This window comes from Streptomyces sp. ITFR-16, from assembly GCF_031844705.1.
Classification (GTDB): Bacteria; Actinomycetota; Actinomycetes; order Streptomycetales; family Streptomycetaceae; genus Streptomyces.
In genome coordinates this window covers 4,064,760-4,085,943 of the sequence record NZ_CP134609.1, presented here as the reverse complement: position 1 = coordinate 4,085,943, position 21,184 = coordinate 4,064,760, and the positions used below count along the sequence as shown (strand labels likewise).

Annotated in this window: 20 protein-coding genes; 9 read left to right on the top strand and 11 right to left on the bottom strand. The window is 68.6% G+C overall.

The window, feature by feature from the left end:
• Window positions 1-7 precede the first annotated feature (7 nt).
• From gyrB to dnaA, 6 genes are all read right to left on the bottom strand, one after another.
• Window positions 8-2,095 (bottom strand): DNA topoisomerase (ATP-hydrolyzing) subunit B, encoded by a 2,088-nt coding sequence (gyrB, locus tag RLT58_RS18030; RefSeq protein WP_311311409.1) that lies wholly within the window; start codon window positions 2,093-2,095, stop codon window positions 8-10.
• 356 nt (window positions 2,096-2,451) lie between these two features.
• Complete coding sequence (locus tag RLT58_RS18025) at window positions 2,452-3,012, bottom strand: DciA family protein (protein ID WP_311311408.1); 561 nt, start codon at window positions 3,010-3,012, stop codon at window positions 2,452-2,454.
• Window positions 3,009-4,139, bottom strand: coding sequence for a DNA replication/repair protein RecF (gene recF, locus RLT58_RS18020; protein WP_311311407.1), 1,131 nt, complete (start codon window positions 4,137-4,139; stop codon window positions 3,009-3,011). The genes RLT58_RS18025 and recF overlap by 4 nt, the downstream gene beginning before the upstream one ends.
• 84 nt (window positions 4,140-4,223) lie before the next feature.
• Complete coding sequence (gene gnd, locus RLT58_RS18015; RefSeq protein WP_311311406.1) at window positions 4,224-5,102, bottom strand: phosphogluconate dehydrogenase (NAD(+)-dependent, decarboxylating); 879 nt, start codon at window positions 5,100-5,102, stop codon at window positions 4,224-4,226.
• Window positions 5,103-5,233: 131 nt separating this feature from the next.
• Window positions 5,234-6,364: a DNA polymerase III subunit beta gene (gene dnaN / locus RLT58_RS18010; protein WP_266786289.1), complete on the bottom strand. Its 1,131-nt coding sequence runs from the start codon at window positions 6,362-6,364 to the stop codon at window positions 5,234-5,236.
• Between the two features lie 930 nt (window positions 6,365-7,294).
• Window positions 7,295-9,127: a chromosomal replication initiator protein DnaA gene (gene dnaA / locus RLT58_RS18005; RefSeq protein ID WP_311311405.1), complete on the bottom strand. Its 1,833-nt coding sequence runs from the start codon at window positions 9,125-9,127 to the stop codon at window positions 7,295-7,297.
• A 381-nt stretch (window positions 9,128-9,508) separates the two neighbouring features.
• Here dnaA and rpmH point away from each other — a divergent pair, with 381 nt between their 5' ends.
• The 9 genes from rpmH (at window position 9,509) to RLT58_RS17960 (ending at window position 16,224) form a co-directional block, all read left to right on the top strand.
• Window positions 9,509-9,646 carry a 50S ribosomal protein L34 gene (gene rpmH / locus RLT58_RS18000; RefSeq protein WP_010985740.1) on the top strand — a complete coding sequence of 46 codons (138 nt, stop codon included), beginning with the start codon at window positions 9,509-9,511 and terminating at the stop codon, window positions 9,644-9,646.
• Window positions 9,647-9,667: 21 nt separating this feature from the next.
• Window positions 9,668-10,039: a ribonuclease P protein component gene (rnpA, locus tag RLT58_RS17995; RefSeq protein WP_311311404.1), complete on the top strand. Its 372-nt coding sequence runs from the start codon at window positions 9,668-9,670 to the stop codon at window positions 10,037-10,039.
• Window positions 10,036-10,395 carry a membrane protein insertion efficiency factor YidD gene (gene yidD / locus RLT58_RS17990; protein WP_311311403.1) on the top strand — a complete coding sequence of 120 codons (360 nt, stop codon included), beginning with the start codon at window positions 10,036-10,038 and terminating at the stop codon, window positions 10,393-10,395. The genes rnpA and yidD overlap by 4 nt, the downstream gene beginning before the upstream one ends.
• Before the next feature lie 3 nt (window positions 10,396-10,398).
• A complete protein-coding gene (yidC, locus tag RLT58_RS17985; RefSeq protein ID WP_311311402.1) occupies window positions 10,399-11,661 on the top strand; it encodes a membrane protein insertase YidC in 1,263 nt (420 codons plus the stop codon).
• Window positions 11,662-11,675: 14 nt separating this feature from the next.
• Window positions 11,676-12,185: a Jag family protein gene (locus RLT58_RS17980; protein ID WP_136202213.1), complete on the top strand. Its 510-nt coding sequence runs from the start codon at window positions 11,676-11,678 to the stop codon at window positions 12,183-12,185.
• An 84-nt stretch (window positions 12,186-12,269) separates the two neighbouring features.
• On the top strand, window positions 12,270-13,010 hold the full coding sequence (gene rsmG, locus RLT58_RS17975; RefSeq protein WP_399131645.1) for a 16S rRNA (guanine(527)-N(7))-methyltransferase RsmG: 741 nt from the start codon (window positions 12,270-12,272) through the stop codon (window positions 13,008-13,010).
• 225 nt (window positions 13,011-13,235) lie between these two features.
• The gene (locus RLT58_RS17970) at window positions 13,236-14,312 is read left to right on the top strand and encodes a ParA family protein (protein WP_311314547.1); all 1,077 of its coding nucleotides are present in this window, start codon (window positions 13,236-13,238) and stop codon (window positions 14,310-14,312) included.
• A complete protein-coding gene (locus tag RLT58_RS17965; RefSeq protein WP_311311400.1) occupies window positions 14,309-15,406 on the top strand; it encodes a ParB/RepB/Spo0J family partition protein in 1,098 nt (365 codons plus the stop codon). The genes RLT58_RS17970 and RLT58_RS17965 overlap by 4 nt, the downstream gene beginning before the upstream one ends.
• A 200-nt stretch (window positions 15,407-15,606) precedes the next feature.
• Window positions 15,607-16,224, top strand: coding sequence for a GNAT family N-acetyltransferase (locus tag RLT58_RS17960; protein ID WP_311311399.1), 618 nt, complete (start codon window positions 15,607-15,609; stop codon window positions 16,222-16,224).
• Between the two features lie 110 nt (window positions 16,225-16,334).
• Here RLT58_RS17960 and trxA read toward each other — a convergent pair whose 3' ends face one another.
• The 5 genes from trxA to RLT58_RS17935 form a co-directional block, all read right to left on the bottom strand.
• A complete protein-coding gene (gene trxA, locus RLT58_RS17955; RefSeq protein ID WP_311311398.1) occupies window positions 16,335-16,664 on the bottom strand; it encodes a thioredoxin in 330 nt (109 codons plus the stop codon).
• A 41-nt stretch (window positions 16,665-16,705) separates the two neighbouring features.
• Window positions 16,706-17,668 (bottom strand): thioredoxin-disulfide reductase, encoded by a 963-nt coding sequence (trxB, locus tag RLT58_RS17950; protein WP_311311397.1) that lies wholly within the window; start codon window positions 17,666-17,668, stop codon window positions 16,706-16,708.
• Window positions 17,669-17,801: 133 nt separating this feature from the next.
• Window positions 17,802-18,725, bottom strand: coding sequence for an anti-sigma factor family protein (locus tag RLT58_RS17945; RefSeq protein WP_311311396.1), 924 nt, complete (start codon window positions 18,723-18,725; stop codon window positions 17,802-17,804).
• Window positions 18,722-19,435, bottom strand: coding sequence for an RNA polymerase sigma factor SigM (sigM, locus tag RLT58_RS17940; protein WP_311311395.1), 714 nt, complete (start codon window positions 19,433-19,435; stop codon window positions 18,722-18,724). Before sigM ends, RLT58_RS17945 begins: the two co-directional genes overlap by 4 nt.
• A gap of 25 nt (window positions 19,436-19,460) precedes the next feature.
• A complete protein-coding gene (locus tag RLT58_RS17935) occupies window positions 19,461-21,155 on the bottom strand; it encodes a protein kinase family protein (RefSeq protein ID WP_311311394.1) in 1,695 nt (564 codons plus the stop codon).
• Between the last annotated feature and the right edge of the window lie 29 nt (window positions 21,156-21,184).

Sequence of the window (21,184 nt, the reverse complement as noted above, 5' to 3'; positions counted from 1 at the left end):
GGCCGACTCAGATGTCGAGGAAGCGGACGTCCTTGGCGTTGCGCTGGATGAACGAGCGCCGCGCCTCGACGTCCTCACCCATCAGCACCGAGAACAGGTCGTCGGCCTGCGCCGCGTCGTCGAGCGTGACCTGGCCGAGCACCCGGTGGTCGACGTCCATCGTGGTGACCCGCAGCTCCTCGGCGTTCATCTCGCCGAGACCCTTGAAGCGCTGGATCGAGTCTTCCTTGATCCGCTTGCCGCTCTGCTTGCCGAGCTCGACCAGGGCGTCGCGCTCGCGGTCCGAGTACGCGTACTCGAAGTCGTCCCGGCCCCACTTGATCTTGTAGAGCGGCGGGCGCGAGAGGTACACGTGCCCGGCCTCGACCAGCGGCCGCATGAAGCGGAAGAGGAAGGTCAGCAGCAGGGTGTTGATGTGCTGGCCGTCGACGTCGGCGTCCGCCATCAGAATGATCTTGTGATAGCGGAGCTTCTCGATGTCGAAGTCCTCGTGGACCCCGGTGCCGAAGGCCGAGATCAGCGCCTGGACCTCGGTGTTCTGCAGGATCTTGTCGATCCGGGCCTTCTCGACGTTCAGGATCTTGCCGCGGATCGGCAGGATGGCCTGGTACATCGGGTTGCGGCCGGACTTCGCCGAACCACCGGCGGAGTCACCCTCGACGATGAAGATCTCGCACTTCGTCGGGTCGTTGGACTGGCAGTCGCTCAGCTTGCCCGGCAGCGAGGCGCTCTCCAGGAGCCCCTTGCGGCGGGTCAGGTCACGCGCCTTGCGGGCCGCCACGCGGGCGGTCGAGGCGGCGATGCCCTTGCGGATGATGTCGGCGGCCTCGTTGGGATTCCGGTCGAACCAGTCCGTGAGCTGCTCGTGGACGACCTTCTGCACGAAGGTCTTGGCCTCCGTGTTGCCCAGCTTGGTCTTCGTCTGGCCCTCGAACTGCGGCTCGCCCAGCTTCACCGAGATGATCGCCGTCAGACCCTCGCGGACGTCCTCACCGGTGAGGTTGTCGTCCTTCTCGCGCAGCAGCTTCTTGTCGCGCGCGTACCGGTTGACCAGCGAGGTCAGCGCCGCACGGAAGCCCTCCTCGTGCGCACCGCCCTCGTGCGTGTGGATCGCGTTGGCGAAGGAGTAGACACCCTCGCTGTACTGCGTGTTCCACTGCATCGCGATCTCGGCCGAGAGGAGGCGGTCCTTGTCCTCGGCCTCGATGTCGATCACCGACTGGTGGATGACATCGCCCTTGCGGGAGTTGAGGTACTTGACGAAGTCGACGATGCCGTTCTCGTAGTGGTACGTGACCGAGCGCGTCGTCTCCTCCTCGGGGACGTCCACCGCCTCGGCGCTGTCCGCACCGGCCGTCGCCTTCGCCGACTCGCGCTCGTCCGTCAGCTTGAGGGTGAGGCCCTTGTTGAGGAAGGCCATCTCCTGGAAGCGCCGCGCGAGGGTCTCGAAGGAGTACTCGGTCGTCTCGAAGATGTCGCCGTCGGCCCAGAAGGTGACCGACGTACCCGTCTCGTCGGTGGCCTCGTTACGGGCCAGCGGGGCGGTCGGGACGCCGAACTTGTAGTCCTGGGTCCAGCGGTAGCCGTCCGTCTTGACCTCGACGGCGACCCGCGTGGACAGGGCGTTGACCACGGAGACACCGACGCCGTGCAGACCGCCGGAGACCGCGTAGCCACCTCCTCCGAACTTGCCGCCGGCGTGCAGCACGGTGAGGACGACCTCGACGGCCGGCTTGCCCTCGGACGGCACGATGCCGACCGGGATGCCACGGCCGTTGTCGATCACACGCACCCCGCCGTCGGCGAGGATCGTGACGTCGATGGTGTCCGCGTGCCCGGCCATGGCCTCGTCGACCGAGTTGTCGACAACCTCTTGCACGAGGTGGTGGAGACCGCGCTCACCGGTCGAGCCGATGTACATGCCAGGTCGCTTGCGGACCGCGTCCAGTCCCTCGAGCACGGTGATCGCACTGGCGTCGTAGGACGCGGTCACCTCGCCCGGGGCGGGAGCAGCGCTGCTCTCACCCGGGGTGGACGGAATGTTCTCGTTGGGGTTGCCGGAATCGGCCACGAAGCGCCCTTTCTGGCACAGCACAGGCCGTTCTCCGGACAGGCGGGAGCGGCTGCGTCGTTCGGCTTGTATCGACGAATCCCGCACGGACGCGGGATTGTCCACCAGTCTACCGGTAGCGCCGACCCGAATGGGGGTTTGCCGGTACCTGAGTCCGCATGTGCCGCCCTGAATGAGCGCCTGACGACTCCCCATATTCGGGAAGGGGCCTCAAGAGGCTCACGCGGGCATTGAGCGCTTCGGCCTGTCAGCCTCCCGCTACGGTGAGGGACGCCCGTACCCCGGCCGATGGTTTCCACCACCACGCACCTGCGCCCCACGGGTTCCCGGGCGCACCACCGGACCGCGCCGCGCGCGGTGAAAGCCCAGGTCAGAGCAGGTCAGCCATAGGTGTCGCCGGGGCCCGTACTCCCCGGGGCCCGCAGCGGCCCGAACCTGCGCTGCGGGCCGCCCGGCCCCAGCACCTTGATCAGCCGTACGGTGCCGTGCCCCAGATCCGCGTTGAGCCGGGCCACCAGCTGCGGAGCCAGCAGCCTCAGCTGCGTCGCCCACGCCGTCGAATCGCACTGCACGGTCAGAACCCGCTCGTCCGGATCCTCGTCGTAACGCAGCGGCACACAGTGATTGGCGAGATCGTCACCCACGATCTGCGGCCAGCGGCCCATCACCCCGCCCACCGCAGCCGGCGTCTCCCAGCCGCGCTCGGTGATCAGACGGTTGATCGCCGCCCCCAGCGGCAGCGGATCGCGGCCGTCGGCGCGGGCCCCGGAGCGCAGCCCGCCGCCCCTTCTGGCCTGTTTCTTCTGCTGCGCCGCAGCGCCGCGCGCCCGGGCCTGCTCCTTCGCCGCGCGCAGGGCCACCCGCGCCAGGTCCACGCCCGAGGGCTCCGGCGGCTTCGCCCGGTCCCCGGACGGCTCCGCACCGGCCGCGTCGCCGCTCACAGCCGCGTCACCTCGCCCGCCGACACCGCATACCGCGTCCCCGCCAGCACCCCGGGCACATCGTCGTCCACCGCCGCCGTCACGAGCACCTGCTCGCCCGGCGCCACCAGCTCGGCCAGCCGCTCCCGGCGCCGCGCGTCCAGCTCCGCGAAGACGTCGTCGAGCACCAGCACGGGTTCGTTGCCCTCGCTGCGCAGCAGGTCGTACGAGGCCAGCCGCAGCGCCAGCGCGTACGACCAGGACTCGCCGTGGCTCGCGTACCCCTTCGCGGGCATCCCGCGCAGGCCCAGCACCAGGTCGTCGCGGTGCGGGCCGACCAGCGTCACGCCGCGCTCGATCTCCTGCTTGCGCACCTCGGCCAGCGCCTCGATCAGCTGCGCGTACAGCTCCCCGCGGGTCCGCGCGGGCTCCACCCCCGCACCGACCGAGCTGCGGTACTCCAGCGTCACCGGACCGCCGCCCGGCGCCACGTCGGCGTACGCCTTGTCGGCCAGCGGCTGAAGCGTCGCGATCAGATCCAGCCGCTGCGCCAGCAGCTCGGCGCCCACCCGGCCCAGATGCTGGTCCCAGACGTCGAGCGTCGACAGGTCCATGGAGCGGCCGCCGTGCCGGCGCGCCATCGCGGCCGACTTCAGCAGTGTGTTCCGCTGCTTGAGCACCCGCTCGTAGTCGGACCGCACCCCGGCCATCCGCGGCGAGCGCGCCGTGACCAGCTCGTCCAGGAAGCGCCGGCGCTCGCCGGGATCGCCCTTCACCAGGGCCAGGTCCTCCGGCGCGAACAGCACCGTCCGGACGATGCCCAGCACGTCACGCGGTCTGACCTGCGACGATCGGTTGATGCGGGCACGGTTGGCCTTGCCCGGGTTGAGTTCGAGCTCGATCAGCTGCGAGCGCTCGCCCTGGGTGACCGCGGCCCTGATGACGGCCCGCTCGGCGCCCATGCGCACCAGCGGCGCGTCCGAGGAGACGCGGTGGCTGCCCAGCGTCGAGAGATAGCCGACGGCCTCGACCAGATTGGTCTTGCCCTGGCCGTTGGCCCCCACGAACGCGGTGACGCCCGGGTCGAGAGGCACCTCGACCCGGGCGTACGAGCGGAAGTCGGCCAGCGACAGATGCGTGACGTGCATGATGTGCGCCGACCTTCCCGGCTTCCTGCTCCGTGCTCCGTAGGGCGGGACGGACAGCCTGTGCCGTCCCGCGCCTCGTTGCGGTTACTTCTTGTTCTCGACCGCGTGACCGCCGAACTGGTTGCGCAGCGCGGCGATCATCTTCATCTGCGGGGAGTCGTCCTGGCGCGAGGCGAAGCGCGCGAAGAGCGACGCGGTGATGGCGGGCAGCGGCACCGCGTTGTCGATCGCGGCCTCCACCGTCCAGCGGCCCTCGCCCGAGTCGGCGGCGAAGCCGCGGAGCTTGTCGAGGTGCTCGTCGTCGTCCAGCGCGTTGACCGCCAGGTCCAGCAGCCAGGAACGGATGACCGTGCCCTCCTGCCAGGAGCGGAAGACCTCGCGCACGTCCGTGACGGAGTCGACCTTCTCCAGGAGCTCCCAGCCCTCGGCGTAGGCCTGCATCATGGCGTACTCGATGCCGTTGTGGACCATCTTCGCGAAGTGGCCGGCGCCGACCTTGCCCGCGTGGACGGAGCCGAAGTCGCCCTCGGGCTTCAGGGCGTCGAAGACCGGCTGGACCTTCGCGACGTGCTCGGGGTCGCCGCCGTACATCAGCGCGTAGCCGTTCTCCAGGCCCCAGACACCGCCGGAGACGCCGCAGTCGACGAAGCCGATGCCCTTGATGCCCAGCTCGACCGCGTGCTTCTCGTCGTCGGTCCAGCGGGAGTTCCCGCCGTCCACGACGATGTCGCCGGGCGAGAGCAGCTCGGCCAGCTCGTCGATCGTCGACTGGGTCGCGGCACCCGCCGGGACCATCACCCAGACGACCCGGGGGCCCTTCAGCTTGCCCACAAGCTCTTCGAGGCTGTGGACATCGGCGACATCCGGGTTGCGGTCGTAACCGATGACGGTGTGGCCTGCGCGGCGGATGCGCTCGCGCATGTTGCCGCCCATCTTGCCGAGGCCGACGAGACCGAGCTCCATCAGAGATTCCTTTAGCGTTGTGCCGATTCGTACCCAGGACCGAGCCTACGCCCGGCCGGGGACAGGACGACGGGCATGCTCGGCGCTGAACGTGCCCGACGGGCCCTGCCGGGGCAGGGCCGGTGGCCGGATCAGCCCGAGAGGCGGACCGGCATGATCAGGTACTTGTACGCGTCGTCCGCCTCGGCGTCCACGGCCGGCCGGCCGCTGAGCAGCGCGGGCTTGGTGGACGTCGTGAACGAGAGCTGGGCGACCGGCGAGTCGATGGCGCTCAGGCCGTCGAGCAGGAAGGTCGGGTTGAAGGCGATCGAGATGTCGTCGCCCTCCAGCACGGCGTCGACGCGCTCCACAGCCTGTGCGTCGTCGCTGGAGCCGGCCTCCAGGATCAGCACGCCCTGCTCGAAGGTCAGCCGGACCGGGGTGTTGCGCTCGGCCACCAGGGCGACGCGCTTGACGGCCTCGACGAAGGGGGCCGTCTCGATGACCGCGACCGAGTTGAACTCGGTGGGGAACAGCGTCCGGTACTTCGGCAGGTCGCCTTCGAGCAGTCGGGTGGTCGTGCGGCGGCCCGCGCCCTCGAAGCCGATGAGGCCTTCACCGGCGCCGGAGCCCGACAGCGCCAGGGTGACCGTGTCACCGCTGGTCAGCGCCTTGGCGGTGTCCAGCAGCGTCTTGGCTGGCACCAGCGCGACGGCGGATGCGTCGGCGTTCTCCGGCTTCCAGAGGAACTCGCGGACCGCGAAGCGGTAGCGGTCGGTGGAGGCGAGGGTGACGGTGTCGCCCTCGATCTCGATGCGCACACCGGTCAGCACGGGCAGCGTGTCGTCGCGGCCGGCGGCGATGGCGACCTGGGCGGCGGCCGAGGCGAAGACCTCCCCGGGGACCGTGCCGGTCGCGGTCGGCATCTGCGGGAGTGCGGGGTACTCCTCCACAGGCAGGGTGTGGAGTGTGAATCGCGAGGAGCCGCAGGCCACGGTCGCCCGTACACCGTCTGTGGAAATCTCCACCGGACGGTTGGGCAGGGCGCGGCAGATGTCGGCGAGCAGCCGCCCGGAGACGAGGACCGTGCCGTCCTCCTCGATCTCGGCGTCCACCGAGACACGGGCCGAGACCTCGTAGTCGAAGCTCGAGAAGCTGAGGGCCCCGTCCTCAGCCTTCAGCAGAAGGCCCGCGAGAACGGGCGCCGGCGGACGGGCCGGGAGGCTACGGGCCACCCAGGCCACAGCCTCCGCGAGTACATCGCGCTCCACCCGGATCTTCACCGGAAACCGCCTCCTGCTTTTGCTCGCTCGCCCTGCTGGCCTTCGTCGTCTGGTCGGGTCGCTCCGCCGATGACGGGGGGAGGACGCCGGGGACCAGTCTGACGTACGGCACCGACACTCGGTGCTGCTCGGGGTCAAGTCGCGACAAGAGGCTCGGAGAGCTCCGGCGCCGAGTTGTGCACAGGCCCCACTTCGAAGCGGATTCCGGGCTAACTATAGGTGGCAGTAGTAGTAGGGCCTGTGGAAACCGTGGATAACGTCGTTTTCCCAGGTCAGGCCCTGTTTTTTATCCACCGGCCCTGTGGGCGGCACCGGTGGACAACCCGGGGTTTCTGTGGACACCCGAAAGTTCTGCACAACCGATGCACAGGGGAGGGCGGTTTCTCCCCAGGTCTGTCCCCAGCTTTACCCACCTTCCCCACAGCCCAACCGACCCTCTTGGTGTGACGCCTTTCACTCGGGGCGGTGAACGCGGGTGTTGTGTTGCCGAACAGTGGACAGCGGTGTGGAGAAGCCTGCTCCTTCTGGGGAAAACAGCCGTCGGCCTGTGGGCCGCCGGTGGACAACCGGGAGCGCGCCCTGTGGACGGAAAACTTGTCCACAGCCTGTGGATCATTCTTGACCACAAATCCCCAGGCCCCTGAGCTGGCCTGATGGAGTATCGGCGGGCGTGCCTGTGGAAGCAGTATGGACAACTTTTGGATCCCCAGGCTGTGGAGGGAAAATTCTTCCCGGATCTGTGGAGAACGCCCCATCTGCGGCACCGATTCGAACAGCGCGGCAGGCCAGGAGCCTCGCGGCGGCGCGCGGGAACCGCCTCGGAGACGCCTCGGAGCTGCCCCGGAGACGCCCAAGGGCATGGAAAAGGGCGCTGTGCGGACTCCTGAGGAGTCCGCACAGCGCCCTCGACGCAGCCGGCGACGCGTGCGGTCAGCCGTTCTTGATGCGGTTGGTGAGCTCGGTGACCTGGTTGTAGATGGAGCGGCGCTCCGCCATCAGCGCCCGGATCTTGCGGTCGGCGTGCATCACCGTCGTGTGGTCCCGGCCGCCGAACTGCGCGCCGATCTTGGGCAGCGAGAGATCCGTCAGCTCGCGGCACAGATACATCGCGATCTGGCGGGCCGTCACCAGGACCCGGCTGCGCGAGGATCCGCAGAGGTCCTCCACCGTCAGCCCGAAGTAGTCCGCGGTCGCCGCCATGATGGCCGTCGCCGTGATCTCCGGGGCCGAGTCCTCGCCGCCCGGGATCAGGTCCTTCAGCACGATCTCGGTCAGACCCAGGTCCACCGGCTGGCGGTTGAGGCTGGCGAAGGCCGTCACCCGGATGAGGGCGCCCTCCAGCTCACGGATGTTGCGCGAGATACGGGAGGCGATGAACTCCAGGACCTCCGGCGGCGCGTTGAGCTGCTCCTGCACCGCCTTCTTGCGCAGGATCGCGATACGCGTCTCGAGCTCCGGAGGCTGCACATCGGTGGTCAGCCCCCACTCGAAACGATTCCGCAGGCGGTCCTCCAGCGTCACCAGCTGCTTGGGCGGGCGGTCCGAGGACAGCACGATCTGCTTGTTGGCGTTGTGGAGCGTATTGAAGGTGTGGAAGAACTCCTCCTGCGTCGACTCCTTGCTCGCCAGGAACTGGATGTCGTCGACGAGAAGGATGTCGACATCGCGGTACCGCTTGCGGAAGGTGTCGCCCTTGCCGTCGCGGATCGAGTTGATGAACTCGTTGGTGAACTCCTCGGAGCTCACGTACCGCACCCGGGTACCCGGGTAGAGGCTGCGGGCGTAGTGCCCGATGGCGTGCAGCAGGTGGGTCTTGCCGAGCCCCGACTCCCCGTAGATGAAGAGCGGGTTGTACGCCTTGGCGGGCGCTTCGGCGACCGCGACGGCCGCAGCGTGCGCGAACCGGTTCGAGGCCCCGATCACGAAGGTGTCGAAGAGGTACTTCGGGTTCAGCCGGGCGTGCGGCTCACCGGGCCCGGGTGCCGGAGCCGGCTGCGCGCCCATCGGACCGGTGGAGCCGCCGGGCCGGCCGGTGCCGCCGCCCTGCCGGTGCTGCGGCTCCTGCATCTCGTGGCGCTCGGGGCGCTGGGGCTCGTAGCCGCCCTGGCCCTGGCGCTCGGGGGGCTGCTGCCGGTAGTCGTGCTGCTGGGGGCGGCCGCCCCCGTACGGCTCGCGCCACTGCTCGGCGGACGTGTCGCGGTCCTGGAAACCGCCGAGCCGGGGCTGCTGCCAGGAGAGGTCCTCCTGCGTGCGCGGCCAGGCGCCGGGCTCGGGGCGCTGCTGCTGGTAGTCGGGGTAGGCGGGCCGGGCGGTCGGCATGCCGTCGTCCGAGGGCCGGTGTCCGTAGCCGTCGTACCCGTCGTTGCCGCCGTGCTGCCGCTCGTCGTGCTGCGGGCCCTGGTAGCGGTGCTGCGGGGACTGCTGCTGCTGGTGCTGCTGCGGCTGCTGGGACTGGTGCATCGGGGGCGCCGGCGGGTTCGGCGGCTCACCGGCGGAGTCGTCCACCGTGATCGCGATCCGGATGGTCCGGCCGCACTCGCGGCTCAGCGTCTCGCTGATGAGCGGTGCGAGACGGCCTTCGAGGACGCGCTTGCCCCATTCGTTGGGGACGGCCAGGAGCGCGGTGTCGGCTACCAGGGCGAGCGGCTGACAGCGCTCGATCCACTGTTTGTCCTTCGGCTCGATGCCCTGCTGGCCCTCCCCGAGGAGTTGCTCCAGCACTCGTGGCCACACTGCGGCAAGATCGGCAGGTACATCAGCCACAAGGCACGCTCTCTCGCTGGTCCCACGAATGTGTGGTTCTCGGGACGGTATGGGTCGGGATGGGTGAGGACCGGCAGGCGGGAAGAAAAAGAACCGGAGTTCAGCCACGGTAGTCAGGCCGACCCGCGCGGTTCAAGTCGTTGTCCACAGGCTGTGCACAATGGGGGGTCCGACGAGGTCGGTTTGACCGGATGGCGTAGCCGCGCGTACCGTGACCAGGTCGAGTTGTCGATGGCTGCTGCCGCCTGCCTCCGATGGGCAAAGATCACGATCTGTGATTGTGAAGCGGTGCAACTAGGGCGTTTACGCGAGTCTCTCGTGGGCGCACGGTGACAGCCAGGCGATGTCCCGCCAATAAACGATCATTACTGGAGCCCCCGAGTGAGCAAGCGCACCTTCCAGCCGAACAACCGTCGTCGCGCGAAGACCCACGGTTTCCGTCTGCGGATGCGGACCCGTGCCGGCCGCGCGATCCTCGCGTCCCGCCGTGGCAAGGGCCGCGCCAGCCTGTCCGCCTGATCGCGTACAGGTCGTCATGACGTGCTGCCTACCGAGAATCGGCTGAGGCGGCGCGAGGACTTCGCGACCGCAGTACGGCGAGGACGCAGGGCCGGCCGCCCGCTACTCGTCGTCCATCTACGCAGCGGTGCAACGGACCCGCACGTGACTGGGGAGACTGCTCCCCCGCCGCGTGCGGGTTTCGTTGTCAGCAAAGCAGTGGGTGGTGCGGTCGTCCGCACAGCGGTGAAGCGGAAGCTCCGTCATCTGGTCCGAGAGCGGCTTGCCCTGCTGCCCCCCGGTAGCCTGGTTGTCGTACGCGCGTTGCCCGGTGCGGGCGACGCCGACCATGAACAGCTGGCCCGAGACCTGGATGCCGCTCTTCAGCGGCTGCTGGGAGGGGGCGCGCGATGAAGTACCCGCTGCTGGCTCTCATCAAGCTGTACCAGTGGACGATCAGCCCACTTCTCGGGCCTGTATGCCGCTACTACCCGTCGTGTTCCCACTATGGATATACGGCGATCGACCGGCACGGAGCGATCAAGGGAACGGCGCTGACAGCCTGGCGCATCCTGCGATGCAATCCGTGGTCACCCGGCGGCGTGGATCACGTTCCACCACGCAAACGTCCGCGTTGGCACGAACTGCTGCGCAGTGCCATGCGCGGCAACAAGGGCGGGGACTCCGCCGCTGATGTGCCTCCCGGGGGATCGGCCACCGATCTTCCGAGCTCGGCCGCAGAGACTTCGCCCAATGCTCAAGGAGCCTGATTAGTGGACACGATTGCCAGTCTGTTCAGCTTCATCACATGGCCCGTTTCCTGGGTCATCGTCCAGTTCCACAAGTTGTACGGGGCGATCTTCGGCCCCGACACGGGATGGGCCTGGGGTCTGTCCATCGTGTCCCTCGTGGTCCTGATCCGCATCTGCCTGATCCCGCTGTTCGTCAAGCAGATCAAGTCGACGCGGAACATGCAGGTGCTCCAGCCGAAGATGAAGGCGATCCAAGAGCGCTACAAGAGCGACAAGCAGCGACAGTCCGAAGAGATGATGAAGCTGTACAAGGAGACGGGCACCAACCCGCTCTCCTCGTGCCTTCCGATCATCGCCCAGTCGCCGTTCTTCTTCGCTCTGTACCACGTGCTCTCGGCCATCGCGTCGAACAAGAAGATCGGCGTCATCGACCAGTCGCTGCTGGACAGCGCCCGTCAGGCCCACATCTTCGGTGCCCCGCTGGCCGCCAAGTTCATGGACAGCGCGGAGAAGGTCGACGCGCTCGGCGCCTCGCTGACCGATGTCCGGGTCGTCACCGCGGTCATGATCGTGATGATGTCGGCCTCGCAGTTCTTCACGCAGCGCCAGCTGATGACGAAGAACGTCGACCTGACGGTCAAGACGCCGTACATGCAGCAGCAGAAGATGCTGATGTACATCTTCCCGCTGATCTTCGCCGTCATGGGCATCAACTTCCCCGTCGGTGTCCTCGTCTACTGGCTGACCACCAACGTCTGGACCATGGGTCAGCAGATGTACGTGATCAACCAGAACCCGACGCCGGGCAGCAAGGCGCAGGAGCAGTACCTCGGCCGCCTGCTGAAGAGCGTGACCACGCACGGCGAGGTCCGCGGCCGGACCCGGCGCAACACGGTCAAGCGGATCGTGGCCAAGGGCCCGGACCGCAACGACATCGAGCGCAAGTTCGTCACCGGACTGGCCAAGCTCGGCCTCGCTCCGCAGGAGGACGGCTCGGTGGTCAAGAGTGACACCGCCGTCGCCGAGGCCGAGGGCGGAGCGCCGCAGCGGCGCCAGCAGCCCAAGCGTCAGACCAAGGCGAAGCGGCAGACCGGTGCCGGCCACCAGGGCACGGCCAAGGACGGCGAGGCCGACGAATCCACGGCAAAGACCTCCCTGGACAAGGGCGCCGCGCAGACCGAAAAGCCCAAGCCGGCGGGTAAGCCCGCGTCCGGCTCCTCACGCCAAGCCAAGTCCGGACAGCGCAAGGGCCCGCAGCGGCCCAAGCACCCGTCCAAGAAGTAAGAAGGAGTCCATCCGTGACGGAAGGCACCACCTCCACGGCCGCTGAGGGCAGCGACACCTTGACCCGCCTCGAGCAGGAAGGGGAGATCGCAGCGGACTACCTCGAGGGCCTGCTCGACATCGCCGACCTGGACGGCGACATCGACATGGATGTCGAGGCGGACCGGGCCGCGGTCTCGATCATCAGTGAATCGGCACGTGAACTGCAGAAGCTCGTGGGCCGCGACGGTGAGGTGCTGGAGGCACTCCAGGAGCTGACGCGGCTGGCCGTGCACCGGGAGACCGGTGACCGGAGCCGTCTGATGCTGGACATCGCCGGGTTCCGGGCCAAGAAGCGCACGGAGCTCGCCGAGCTGGGTGCCAAGGCCGCGGACGAGGTCAAGAGCACCGGTGCCCCGGTGAAGCTGGACCCGATGACGCCGTTCGAGCGCAAGGTTGTGCACGACGCGGTCGCGGCCGCAGGCCTGCGCAGCGAATCGGAGGGCGAGGAGCCGCAGCGCTTCGTCGTCGTCCTGCCGGCCTGACCGGCCTCTCTTCTGTCGGCCCCGTCTGTTCGCAGACGGGGCCGATCCTTGTCAGCCTGATAGTCAGCCACCCATGGTGCGGTAATGCGGTATGGAAGGACGGTTCCCGTGACGGAGGAAGTAGCGCTTCCCCAGGCGCCCGACGAGGCCCGGGAGGTGTTCGGGGAGTGCTTTCCCGAGGCCGGCCGGTACGCGGAACTGCTGGCGGACGCGGGGGTCAAACGAGGACTGATCGGTCCGCGTGAGGTGCCGCGGCTCTGGGAGAGGCACCTGCTGAACTGTGCGGTGCTCTCCGAGGTCGTCCCCGACGGTGTCACGGTCTGCGATGTGGGGTCGGGCGCCGGGCTGCCGGGGATCCCGCTGGCCCTGGTGCGTCCTGACCTGAAGATCACCCTGCTGGAGCCGCTGCTGCGGCGGACGAACTTCCTCCAGGAGGTCGTCGAGCTGCTGGGGCTCGACCATGTGACGGTCGTCCGCGGCCGGGCCGAAGAGGTTTTGGGGACGCTTCAGCCGGTGCATGTGGTGACGGCCCGGGCCGTGGCCCCGCTGGACCGGCTGGCCGGCTGGGGTGTGCCCCTGCTGCGTCCCTACGGAGAGATGCTCGCGCTCAAGGGCGATACCGCCGAGGAGGAGATCAACGGCGCTCGGGCGGCCCTCAGCAAGCTGGGAGTGGTGGAGACCGAGGTGCTCCACGTGGGCGAGGGCGTGGTGGAGCCGATGTCCACGGTGGTGCGTGTGGTGGTCGGCGAGAGCCCGGGCGGTGTGAGGTTCGCCGCAAAGCGGGCCAAGGCCGCGAGGACCAGCCGGACCCGTCGCCGCCGCTGAGCTCACGATCACGCCATGCGCGCGCGGAGTGTCGTGCCCCTGTAGCTACGCTGCAGGGGCATCGTGTTTCACGTGAAACGTCGTTCTCTGCTGCATGGAATCATCGGCCGTGGTCGTGCGGCTGCCACCCCTCGCCATCGCAGGCCCGTTAGGGCTACGGAGTTGTCCACAGAGGTGGATTCATCCACAGAAGAGCGGGCCTCGCTGGTTCACGACCCCGAAACCATGGCAGGCTCTGCTCATTGCGAGCCTGAAGCCGAGGAGAGTGAATCCTTGCGGTCCGACGCCAACATCGCGGGACCGATGACCGACCCGGTCCCCGGTCCCCGAACCGAATCGGTGGGAGACGGTGTTTCACGTGAAACACCGCCGCCGATGGATGACACACCTATCGGTCGTGCGGCCCAGCTGGCGGTGGAGGCCCTCGGCCGAGCCGGCGAGGGGCTGCCGCGACCTGACCAGACACGCGTCATGGTGGTGGCCAACCAGAAGGGTGGGGTGGGAAAGACCACCTCGACGGTCAACCTTGCCGCGTCGCTTGCACTTCACGGTGCACGCGTTCTCGTGGTCGACCTCGATCCACAGGGCAACGCCTCTACGGCTCTGGGCATCGATCACCATGCCGAAGTTCCCTCGATCTATGACGTCCTGGTGGAGAGCAAGCCGCTCTCCGACGTGGTGCAGCCCGTCCCGGACGTCGAAGGTCTCTTCTGCGCCCCGGCCACCATCGATCTCGCCGGTGCGGAGATCGAGCTGGTGTCGCTGGTGGCGCGGGAGAGTCGACTGCAGCGGGCGATCCAGGCCTATGAGCAGCCGCTGGACTACATCCTGATCGACTGCCCGCCCTCGCTGGGTCTGCTGACGGTCAACGCTCTGGTGGCCGGTGCGGAGGTGCTCATCCCCATTCAGTGCGAGTACTACGCACTGGAGGGGCTGGGCCAGCTGCTGCGCAACGTCGACCTGGTACGGGGCCACCTCAACCCGGACCTCCATGTGTCGACGATCCTGCTCACCATGTACGACGGCCGGACCAGGCTTGCGTCGCAGGTCGCCGAGGAGGTGCGCAGCCACTTCGGCAAGGAGGTCCTGCGCACCAGCATTCCCCGGTCGGTACGGATCTCCGAGGCGCCGAGTTATGGGCAGACCGTACTGACCTATGACCCCGGTTCGAGCGGGTCGCTGTCGTACCTCGAAGCCGCCCGTGAGATCGCGCTGCGGGGGGTCGGGGTGCAGTACGAGGCCCAGCATGCCCACCCGGGCAGTCGGAACAGCCAGCAGAATACTTCGGAGGGGATCCAGTGAGTGAGCGTCGTAGAGGGTTGGGGCGTGGGCTCGGAGCCCTGATCCCAGCCGCTCCGCAGGAGAAGCAGGTGCCGTCCTCCGGGATCGGGTCCTCCTCGTCCGGGAGCGCTTCGGTCCTGACCTCGGAGCGCGGGGTGGCGGCCGCGAAGGTGACCACGCTGGGGGCTGCTCCGGTGGTGCCCGAGCCGAGCTCGCCCGTGTCGGGAGCCGACCTGGCCGGGCCGGGGGACGTGGCCGGTGCGTACTTCGCCGAGGTCCCGCTCGACTCCATCACGCCGAACCCCCGTCAGCCCCGTGAAGTGTTCGACGAGGACGCGCTGGCCGAGCTGGTCACCTCCATCAAGGAGGTCGGTCTTCTCCAGCCCGTCGTCGTACGGAAGACGGGGAACGAGCGCTTTGAGCTCATCATGGGTGAGCGGCGCTGGAGGGCCTGCCGTGAGGCGGGTCTGGAGCGGATTCCGGCGATCGTCCGGGACACGGATGACGAGAAGCTGCTCCTGGACGCGCTCCTGGAGAACCTCCACCGGGCTCAGCTGAACCCACTGGAGGAGGCGGCTGCTTACGACCAGCTGCTCAAGGACTTCAAGTGCACGCATGACCAGCTGGCCGACCGGATCGGTCGTTCCCGTCCGCAGGTGTCCAACACGCTGCGTCTGCTGCGGCTGTCGCCGCCCGTGCAGCGCAGGGTCGCGGCCGGAGTGCTGTCGGCGGGACATGCGCGGGCCCTGCTGTCGGTGGACGATTCCGAGGAGCAGGACCGCCTGGCCCATCGCATCGTGGCCGAGGGGCTCTCGGTGCGTGCGGTCGAGGAGATCGTGACCCTCATGGGTTCGCGGCCCACGAGCGCCTCGAAGGCCAAGGGCCCCCGGGCCGGTGCCCGGCTGTCGCCGGCCCTGTCCGATCTGGCGTCCCGGCTCTCCGACCGGTTCGAGACCCGGGTGAAGGTCGACCTGGGCCAGAAGAAGGGAAAGATCGTCGTCGAGTTCGCCTCGATGGAGGATCTGGACCGCATCCTGGGCAGCCTCGCCCCCGGCGAGGGCCGGGTGCTGGACCGTAGCCCGTCGGAGGGGACGGACGAGGACGGCGAGGGCTGACGCTCCGAGCAACCAGGGCGGGCTGTTTTCCGGTGGGTTACGGAAGACGGCCCGCCCTTTGCTTTCTCTCGGTGTCGGCTTGATCCGGCGGTGGATACGATGCGTTCTGGCAGGGCATTTCACTTGATCCACCTCCGCGAACGGAGAGCACGGACCGCCGCAGTTGATGCGGCGGGTGAGAGAAGTGAGGAACAGCCTTCATGGGGCGTCGGCTCGTACCGCTCACGCTGGACAACCTTCCCGACCTCCCCCGGCGCTGCCGCTCCTGTGTCTTCTGGGAGCTCGATCCGGTCAGTGGGGAAGCCGCGGTCAAGGGCGGGAAGCCTGAGCTGGAGAAGGAAGCCTGGATCTCCGCGGTTCTGCTGGAGTGGGGATCCTGCGGACGCGTGGTCTACGTCGACGATGTGCCGGTGGGCTTCGTCATGTACGCACCGCCCGCCTATGTGCCGCGTGCGACGGCCTTTCCAACGAGCCCTGTCTCCCCCGACGCCGTCCAGTTGATGACCGCGTTGATCACGCCGGGGTACCAGGGGCAGGGGCTGGGCCGGGTCATGGTGCAGACCGTCGCCAAGGATCTGCTCCGTCGGGGCTTCAAGGCCATCGAGGCGTTCGGGGACGCGCGCTGGAAGGAGCCCGCCTGCGTGCTGCCGGCGGACCATCTGCTCTCGGTGGGGTTCAAGACCGTGCGACCGCACCCGGTGCACCCGCGGCTGAGGCTGGAGCTGCGTACGACGCTCTCCTGGAAGGAAGACGTCGAGATGGCCCTGGACCGACTGCTCGGGGCCGTACAGAAGGAACCTGCGCTGCGGCCGTTGTGATGCGCCGTGGCAGGAGAACGTGAAACGGACCCGTCCTCAAGGACGGGCCCGTTTCACGTGAAACAACGGAACTGCGGTTTTGCTGTTCCGGCCTGTTCGGCCGGTACCGCTTACTCGGAGATGAAGGCTTCGAGGTCGCGGAGGATCGCGGCCTTCGGCTTGGCGCCGACGATGGTCTTGGCCACCTCGCCGCCCTGGTAGACGTTCAGCGTCGGGATGGACATGACGCCGTACTTGGCAGCGGTGGCCGGGTTCTCGTCGATGTTGAGCTTGACGATCTCGATCTCGCCGTGCTCCGCCGCGATGGCCTCCAGGGAGGGCGCGATCTGACGGCACGGACCGCACCAGGCGGCCCAGAAGTCCACCAGCACGGGCTTGTCGCTCTTGAGGACGACCTCGTCGAAGGTGTCGTCGGTCACGTTCTTCAGGGCGCCGGCCACGGCGGCCTCCTTAACTTCGCGGGGTGTGGGTGGGGCGGGGATCAGACGGTGGCTGCGGCGGCCTTCTCACCGTCGGCGAGCGCGGCAAGGAAGCGCTCGGCGTCGAGTGCGGCGGAGCAGCCGGTGCCGGCAGCGGTGATGGCCTGCCGGTAGGTGTGGTCGACGACATCGCCGGCGCCGAAGACACCGGTCAGGTTGGTACGCGTCGAGGGAGCGTCGACCTTGAGGTAGCCCTCGTCGTCGAGGTCGAGCTGGCCCTTGAAGAGCTCGGTGCGCGGGTCGTGGCCGACGGCGATGAACAGGCCGGTCACGGGCAGCTCGGACGTCTCGCCGGTCTTGGTGTTGCGCAGGGTCAGACCGGAGAGCTTCTGCTCGCCGTGGACTCCGGCGACCTCGCTGTCCCAGGCGAACTTGATCTTCGGGTCGGCGAACGCGCGCTCCTGCATGGCCTTGGAGGCACGCAGCGAGTCACGGCGGTGGACGATGGTGACCGACTTGGCGAAGCGCGAGAGGAACGTCGCCTCCTCCATCGCGGTGTCGCCGCCGCCGACCACGGCGATGTCCTGGTCCTTGAAGAAGAAGCCGTCGCACGTTGCACACCAGGAGACGCCACGTCCGGAGAGGGCGTCCTCGTTGGGCAGGCCGAGCTTGCGGTGCTGCGAGCCGGTGGTCACGATGACCGCCTTGGCACGGTGGACGGTGCCGGCGGTGTCGGTGACCGTCTTGATCTCACCGGTGAGGTCGACGGAGACCACGTCGTCGGGGATGAGCTCGGCACCGAAACGCTCGGCCTGAGCGCGCATGTTGTCCATGAGCTCCGGGCCCATGATGCCGTCCTGGAAACCGGGGAAGTTCTCCACGTCGGTGGTGTTCATCAGTGCGCCACCAGCGGTGACGGCCCCTTCGAAGACCAGCGGCTTCAGCGAGGCGCGCGCGGTGTAAAGGGCGGCTGTGTAGCCGGCCGGGCCGGAGCCGATGATGATCACATTACGCACGTCGCTCACGGGTTTCTTCCTCGTCTCTGCAGACTGCCTACTGTCCACGCCTACTGGGGCCGGTTCAACGACTCTCACCCCACCCAACGGATCCTACGGGGGATGCATTCCCGACGTGCCGGAGCGGCATCCGCCGCGATTTTCAGGGGCGGGCGTAGGCGTGCGTCAGCAGGAGCTTCCCCTTGGCGGGAGGCTCGGCGTCGACGCAGGTCGCGTCGACGACATAGGCCTGGACGCGGCTCGCGTCGGTGGGGTGCGGCAGTACGACGAGGAAGGCGGCGGTGCCTTCGTAGGTGCCCTTGTCGATGGCGAGGGCGGCGGTGTTCCGCCCTATGCCCTGCGCCACACAGGAGGGGACACTCACGGCGGGAGCGCGGAGCGGGTTCTCCGACTGCGCGTTCGGCGAGGACTTGGTGTCGGCGGACGGAGCCTGTTCCTTGGCGCCAGAGCTCTCTCCGTTGGAGTACTGCGGGCTCGCGGAGTCCTCGGATGAGCCCAGCAGACCGTAGACCCGGTCCTCGAGCGTGGACTGCGTAAAGACACGCGAGGCGCTGGCGCCCGTGTCTGCGGCGGAGGTGGCGTCGTCATGGCTGCCGGGCAGCTGGACGTTCTGCATCAGGAGGACGCTCACACCGACTACGGCAGCGGCGCCGATGGCGGCAAGCGCCTTGGTGCGGCGACGGCGGCGTACGGGGCGACGGCCGGGGCCCATAGCGGCGCGCGCATGGCCGGTAGGACGGTCCGCGACGTCCGGGGCTATGACGGCGGAGCCTGTTTCACGTGAAACATCGGGAGCAGGACCGGCTTCCGTGCGCCGGGAGAGGGCTTCGTCTGCCAGTGCGGCGTCGATGCGGTCCGCGATATCGGTGGGCATCGGCTCCGGCGCGGGCAGGGTGCCGAGCAGTTCGCGAATCTCTTCCAACGAGGCGTGGACATCGGCGCAGGGCTCGCAGCCGTCCAGATGGCTGCGGACGTCGGCGGCACGGGAGGACGACAGCAGGCCCTCGGTCAGATCGGAGATCTCCGCGATGTCCGGGTGCCGGGTCGCGTCGGTTGCCGATGTCATGTGTGCCCACCTCCACCCTTCACCGCAGCTGGATCGCTCGTTTCCACATCTCTTGGCCCCGCTGCCGGTGGGACGGATGCTCTCGGCGTCCGGTTCCCTTCCGCGTCGGCCTCCTCATGGTCACCGTGTCCGCGGCGTTCAGTACGGAGATGGGTGAGGAGCGGGGCCAGCCGGGCGCGGCCTCGCGCGCAGCGGCTCTTCACCGTGCCAACGGGTACGTCGAGCATGTCGGCCGCTTCAGCCACCGGGTACCCCTGCATATCGACGAGGACGAGTGCCGCGCGCTGCTCGGCGGGGAGGGTGCCGAGCGCCGCGAACAGCTCGCGGTGGAGATCCTGACGCTCGGCCGGGGCCTCCGCGGACTCGTGCGGTTCCAGGAGCTGGTCGAGCCGCTCCGGGTCGTCGACGGGCGAGGTCTTGCGCGAGGCGGCCTTCCGGACCCGGTCCAGGCAGGCGTTGACCGTGATGCGGTGCAGCCAGGTGGTGACGGCGGACTGACCGCGGAAGGTGTGCGCGGCGCGGAATGCGGAGACCAGGGCGTCCTGCACGGCGTCGGCCGCTTCCTCACGGTCGCCCAGGGTCCGCAGCGCCACGGCCCACAGCCGGTCACGATGACGTCGTACGAGCTCACCGAAGGCGTCCGGTTCACCGGCTACATGGCCGGCCAGAAGATCCTGGTCCGTGGTGCCGGCGAATCTGGTGTCGTCCAACAGTGAGCCCCCTCCCCTGATGCCGTCAGCTGGTGACCTTGATGTCCGAGATCTTGCCCCGGAAGTTCCCCTCGCTGCTGGGTGGCAGTTCGGTGAGCCAGACCAGAAGGTACCGCGCCCGGACGGTCTCGCCAGGCTTGAGGGACACCTTTGTTCCGGAACCTTCGGCGACCTTGGTGAAGCCCTCGGGCCTCTTCGGAACTTCGGAGCCGTCGCTGGTCCGCAGTTCGACCGAGGTGGTGCCGCCCAGGAAGGTCACATCGACCGCGCCGACCCGCTGCGTTTTGCCGAGGTCGAGCACGACACCGACGCCTTCCTTCAGCTTGCCGAAGTCGGCGCTGTAGTAGCCGTCCGTGTGCCAGTACGTGTTCGGGTCCCCGTCGTAGACATGGTCTATGTCCTGGGGCTTCTCGGACCCGTCGCCGAGCGGGTCGTAGTCCCTGGCACTCACGATCGGGACGGGCTCGGTCTTCTCGACCGGGGGCTTGTCGCCGTTCTCCGGGTTGGTCTGGGTGGTGCCGGGGTCGTTCGACTTGTTGTCGCGGTCGAGGAGCGTCTCGGCGAGCTGCCAGCTGCCGAGGCCCAGGGCCGCGATGAGCAGCGCGGAGACGGCCCATTTGAGGGCCTTGCCGGTGCGGCTCTGGAGCGGGGCGGGAGGCGCGGGGATGACGGGCTGGGTGACACCGGCGCCGGGGCCGCCCGGCCGCCCGTAAGTGCCCTGCTGGTACGTGGTGCGCTGGTACTCAGGCGGTGCGGTGAACGTGGGCTCGGGCGGACGGATGCGCGGCATGGCCAGGACGGCCTTGGCGAGCTCGTCAGGGGTGGTGCACGGCTGCTCCTGGCGGGAGGCCGTGGCTCCGTCGTTGGCGAGGGCCCGCATGGCGATTTCGGAGAGGCCGCGGTGGACGCCGGCCCGCACCTGATCGGGCGCGATCAATCCCACGCCCTTGGGCAGCCCGGCCAGGCCGTACGCGTCGCTCTCGTACGGCCAGCGCTGGGTCAGCGCGGCGTACAGCAGGGCGCCGATCGCCTCGGTGTCGGCGCGCTGCGGCCCGTCGGAGGTGATGCCCCGCAGCGCGGCGTTCACCGCGAGGCCGCGGATCCGGTATTGGCCGGACGAGCTGCGCAGCACCGCTCCGGGCGTGAGCCTCAGATGAGCCAGGCCCTCGCGGTGTGCGGCCGCCATGGCCTGGGAGATCTGACTGACGAGCTGGTAGGCGTCGTGCGCGTCCATGGGCCCGGCGCCGAGCAGCGCCGTGAGCTCCGTGGCGTCCGGGAGCCATTCGTGGACGACGTAGACGAGGTCGTTCTCCTCCACGGCGTCGAGGACCTGCACGAAGCGGGGGTCGCCGAGCAGCGCGGAGGAACGGGCGGCGGCCAGCACGGAGCGCGCCCGGGGGTGGTCGGCGGGAAGGAGATGGACCCCCACGGCGCGACGCAGTTTCTCGTCGACGGCACGCCAGCTGCTGAATCCGTCCAGCCGGGTGACGCACTCCTCGAGCCGGTAGCGGCCGGCCAGTTTGTGGCCGCTGTGCAGATCGGGGGGCGACACGGTGGGTTCCGAGCCGTCCGGCTCGTTGTCCGCTTCCTGAGGGCCTTCGCCCGTTGAGTCCTGGGCTTCTGCCGTACCGTCGGTCGTGGCCTCGTCCGCCTTGGCGGCCAGCGGTTCGTCCCCGCTGTTGTCGGCCACGTCGACGGCAGCCGTGCTACGTTCCGCCACCGTCGTTCCTGCCTCCCCATCCGTTGCGC

Excerpts from the sequence above, each read along its gene's own strand:
- recF (WP_311311407.1), bottom strand. The coding sequence starts at position 4,139 with ATGCACGTCACGCATCTGTCGCTGGCCGACTTCCGCTCGTACGCCCGG.
- gnd (WP_311311406.1), bottom strand. The coding sequence starts at position 5,102 with ATGGAGCTCGGTCTCGTCGGCCTCGGCAAGATGGGCGGCAACATGCGC.
- yidD (WP_311311403.1), top strand. The coding sequence starts at position 10,036 with ATGAAGTACCCGCTGCTGGCTCTCATCAAGCTGTACCAGTGGACGATC.
- rsmG (WP_399131645.1), top strand. The coding sequence starts at position 12,270 with ATGCGGTATGGAAGGACGGTTCCCGTGACGGAGGAAGTAGCGCTTCCC.
- RLT58_RS17970 (WP_311314547.1), top strand. The coding sequence starts at position 13,236 with ATGGCAGGCTCTGCTCATTGCGAGCCTGAAGCCGAGGAGAGTGAATCC.
- RLT58_RS17960 (WP_311311399.1), top strand. The coding sequence starts at position 15,607 with ATGGGGCGTCGGCTCGTACCGCTCACGCTGGACAACCTTCCCGACCTC.
- RLT58_RS17945 (WP_311311396.1), bottom strand. The coding sequence starts at position 18,725 with ATGACATCGGCAACCGACGCGACCCGGCACCCGGACATCGCGGAGATC.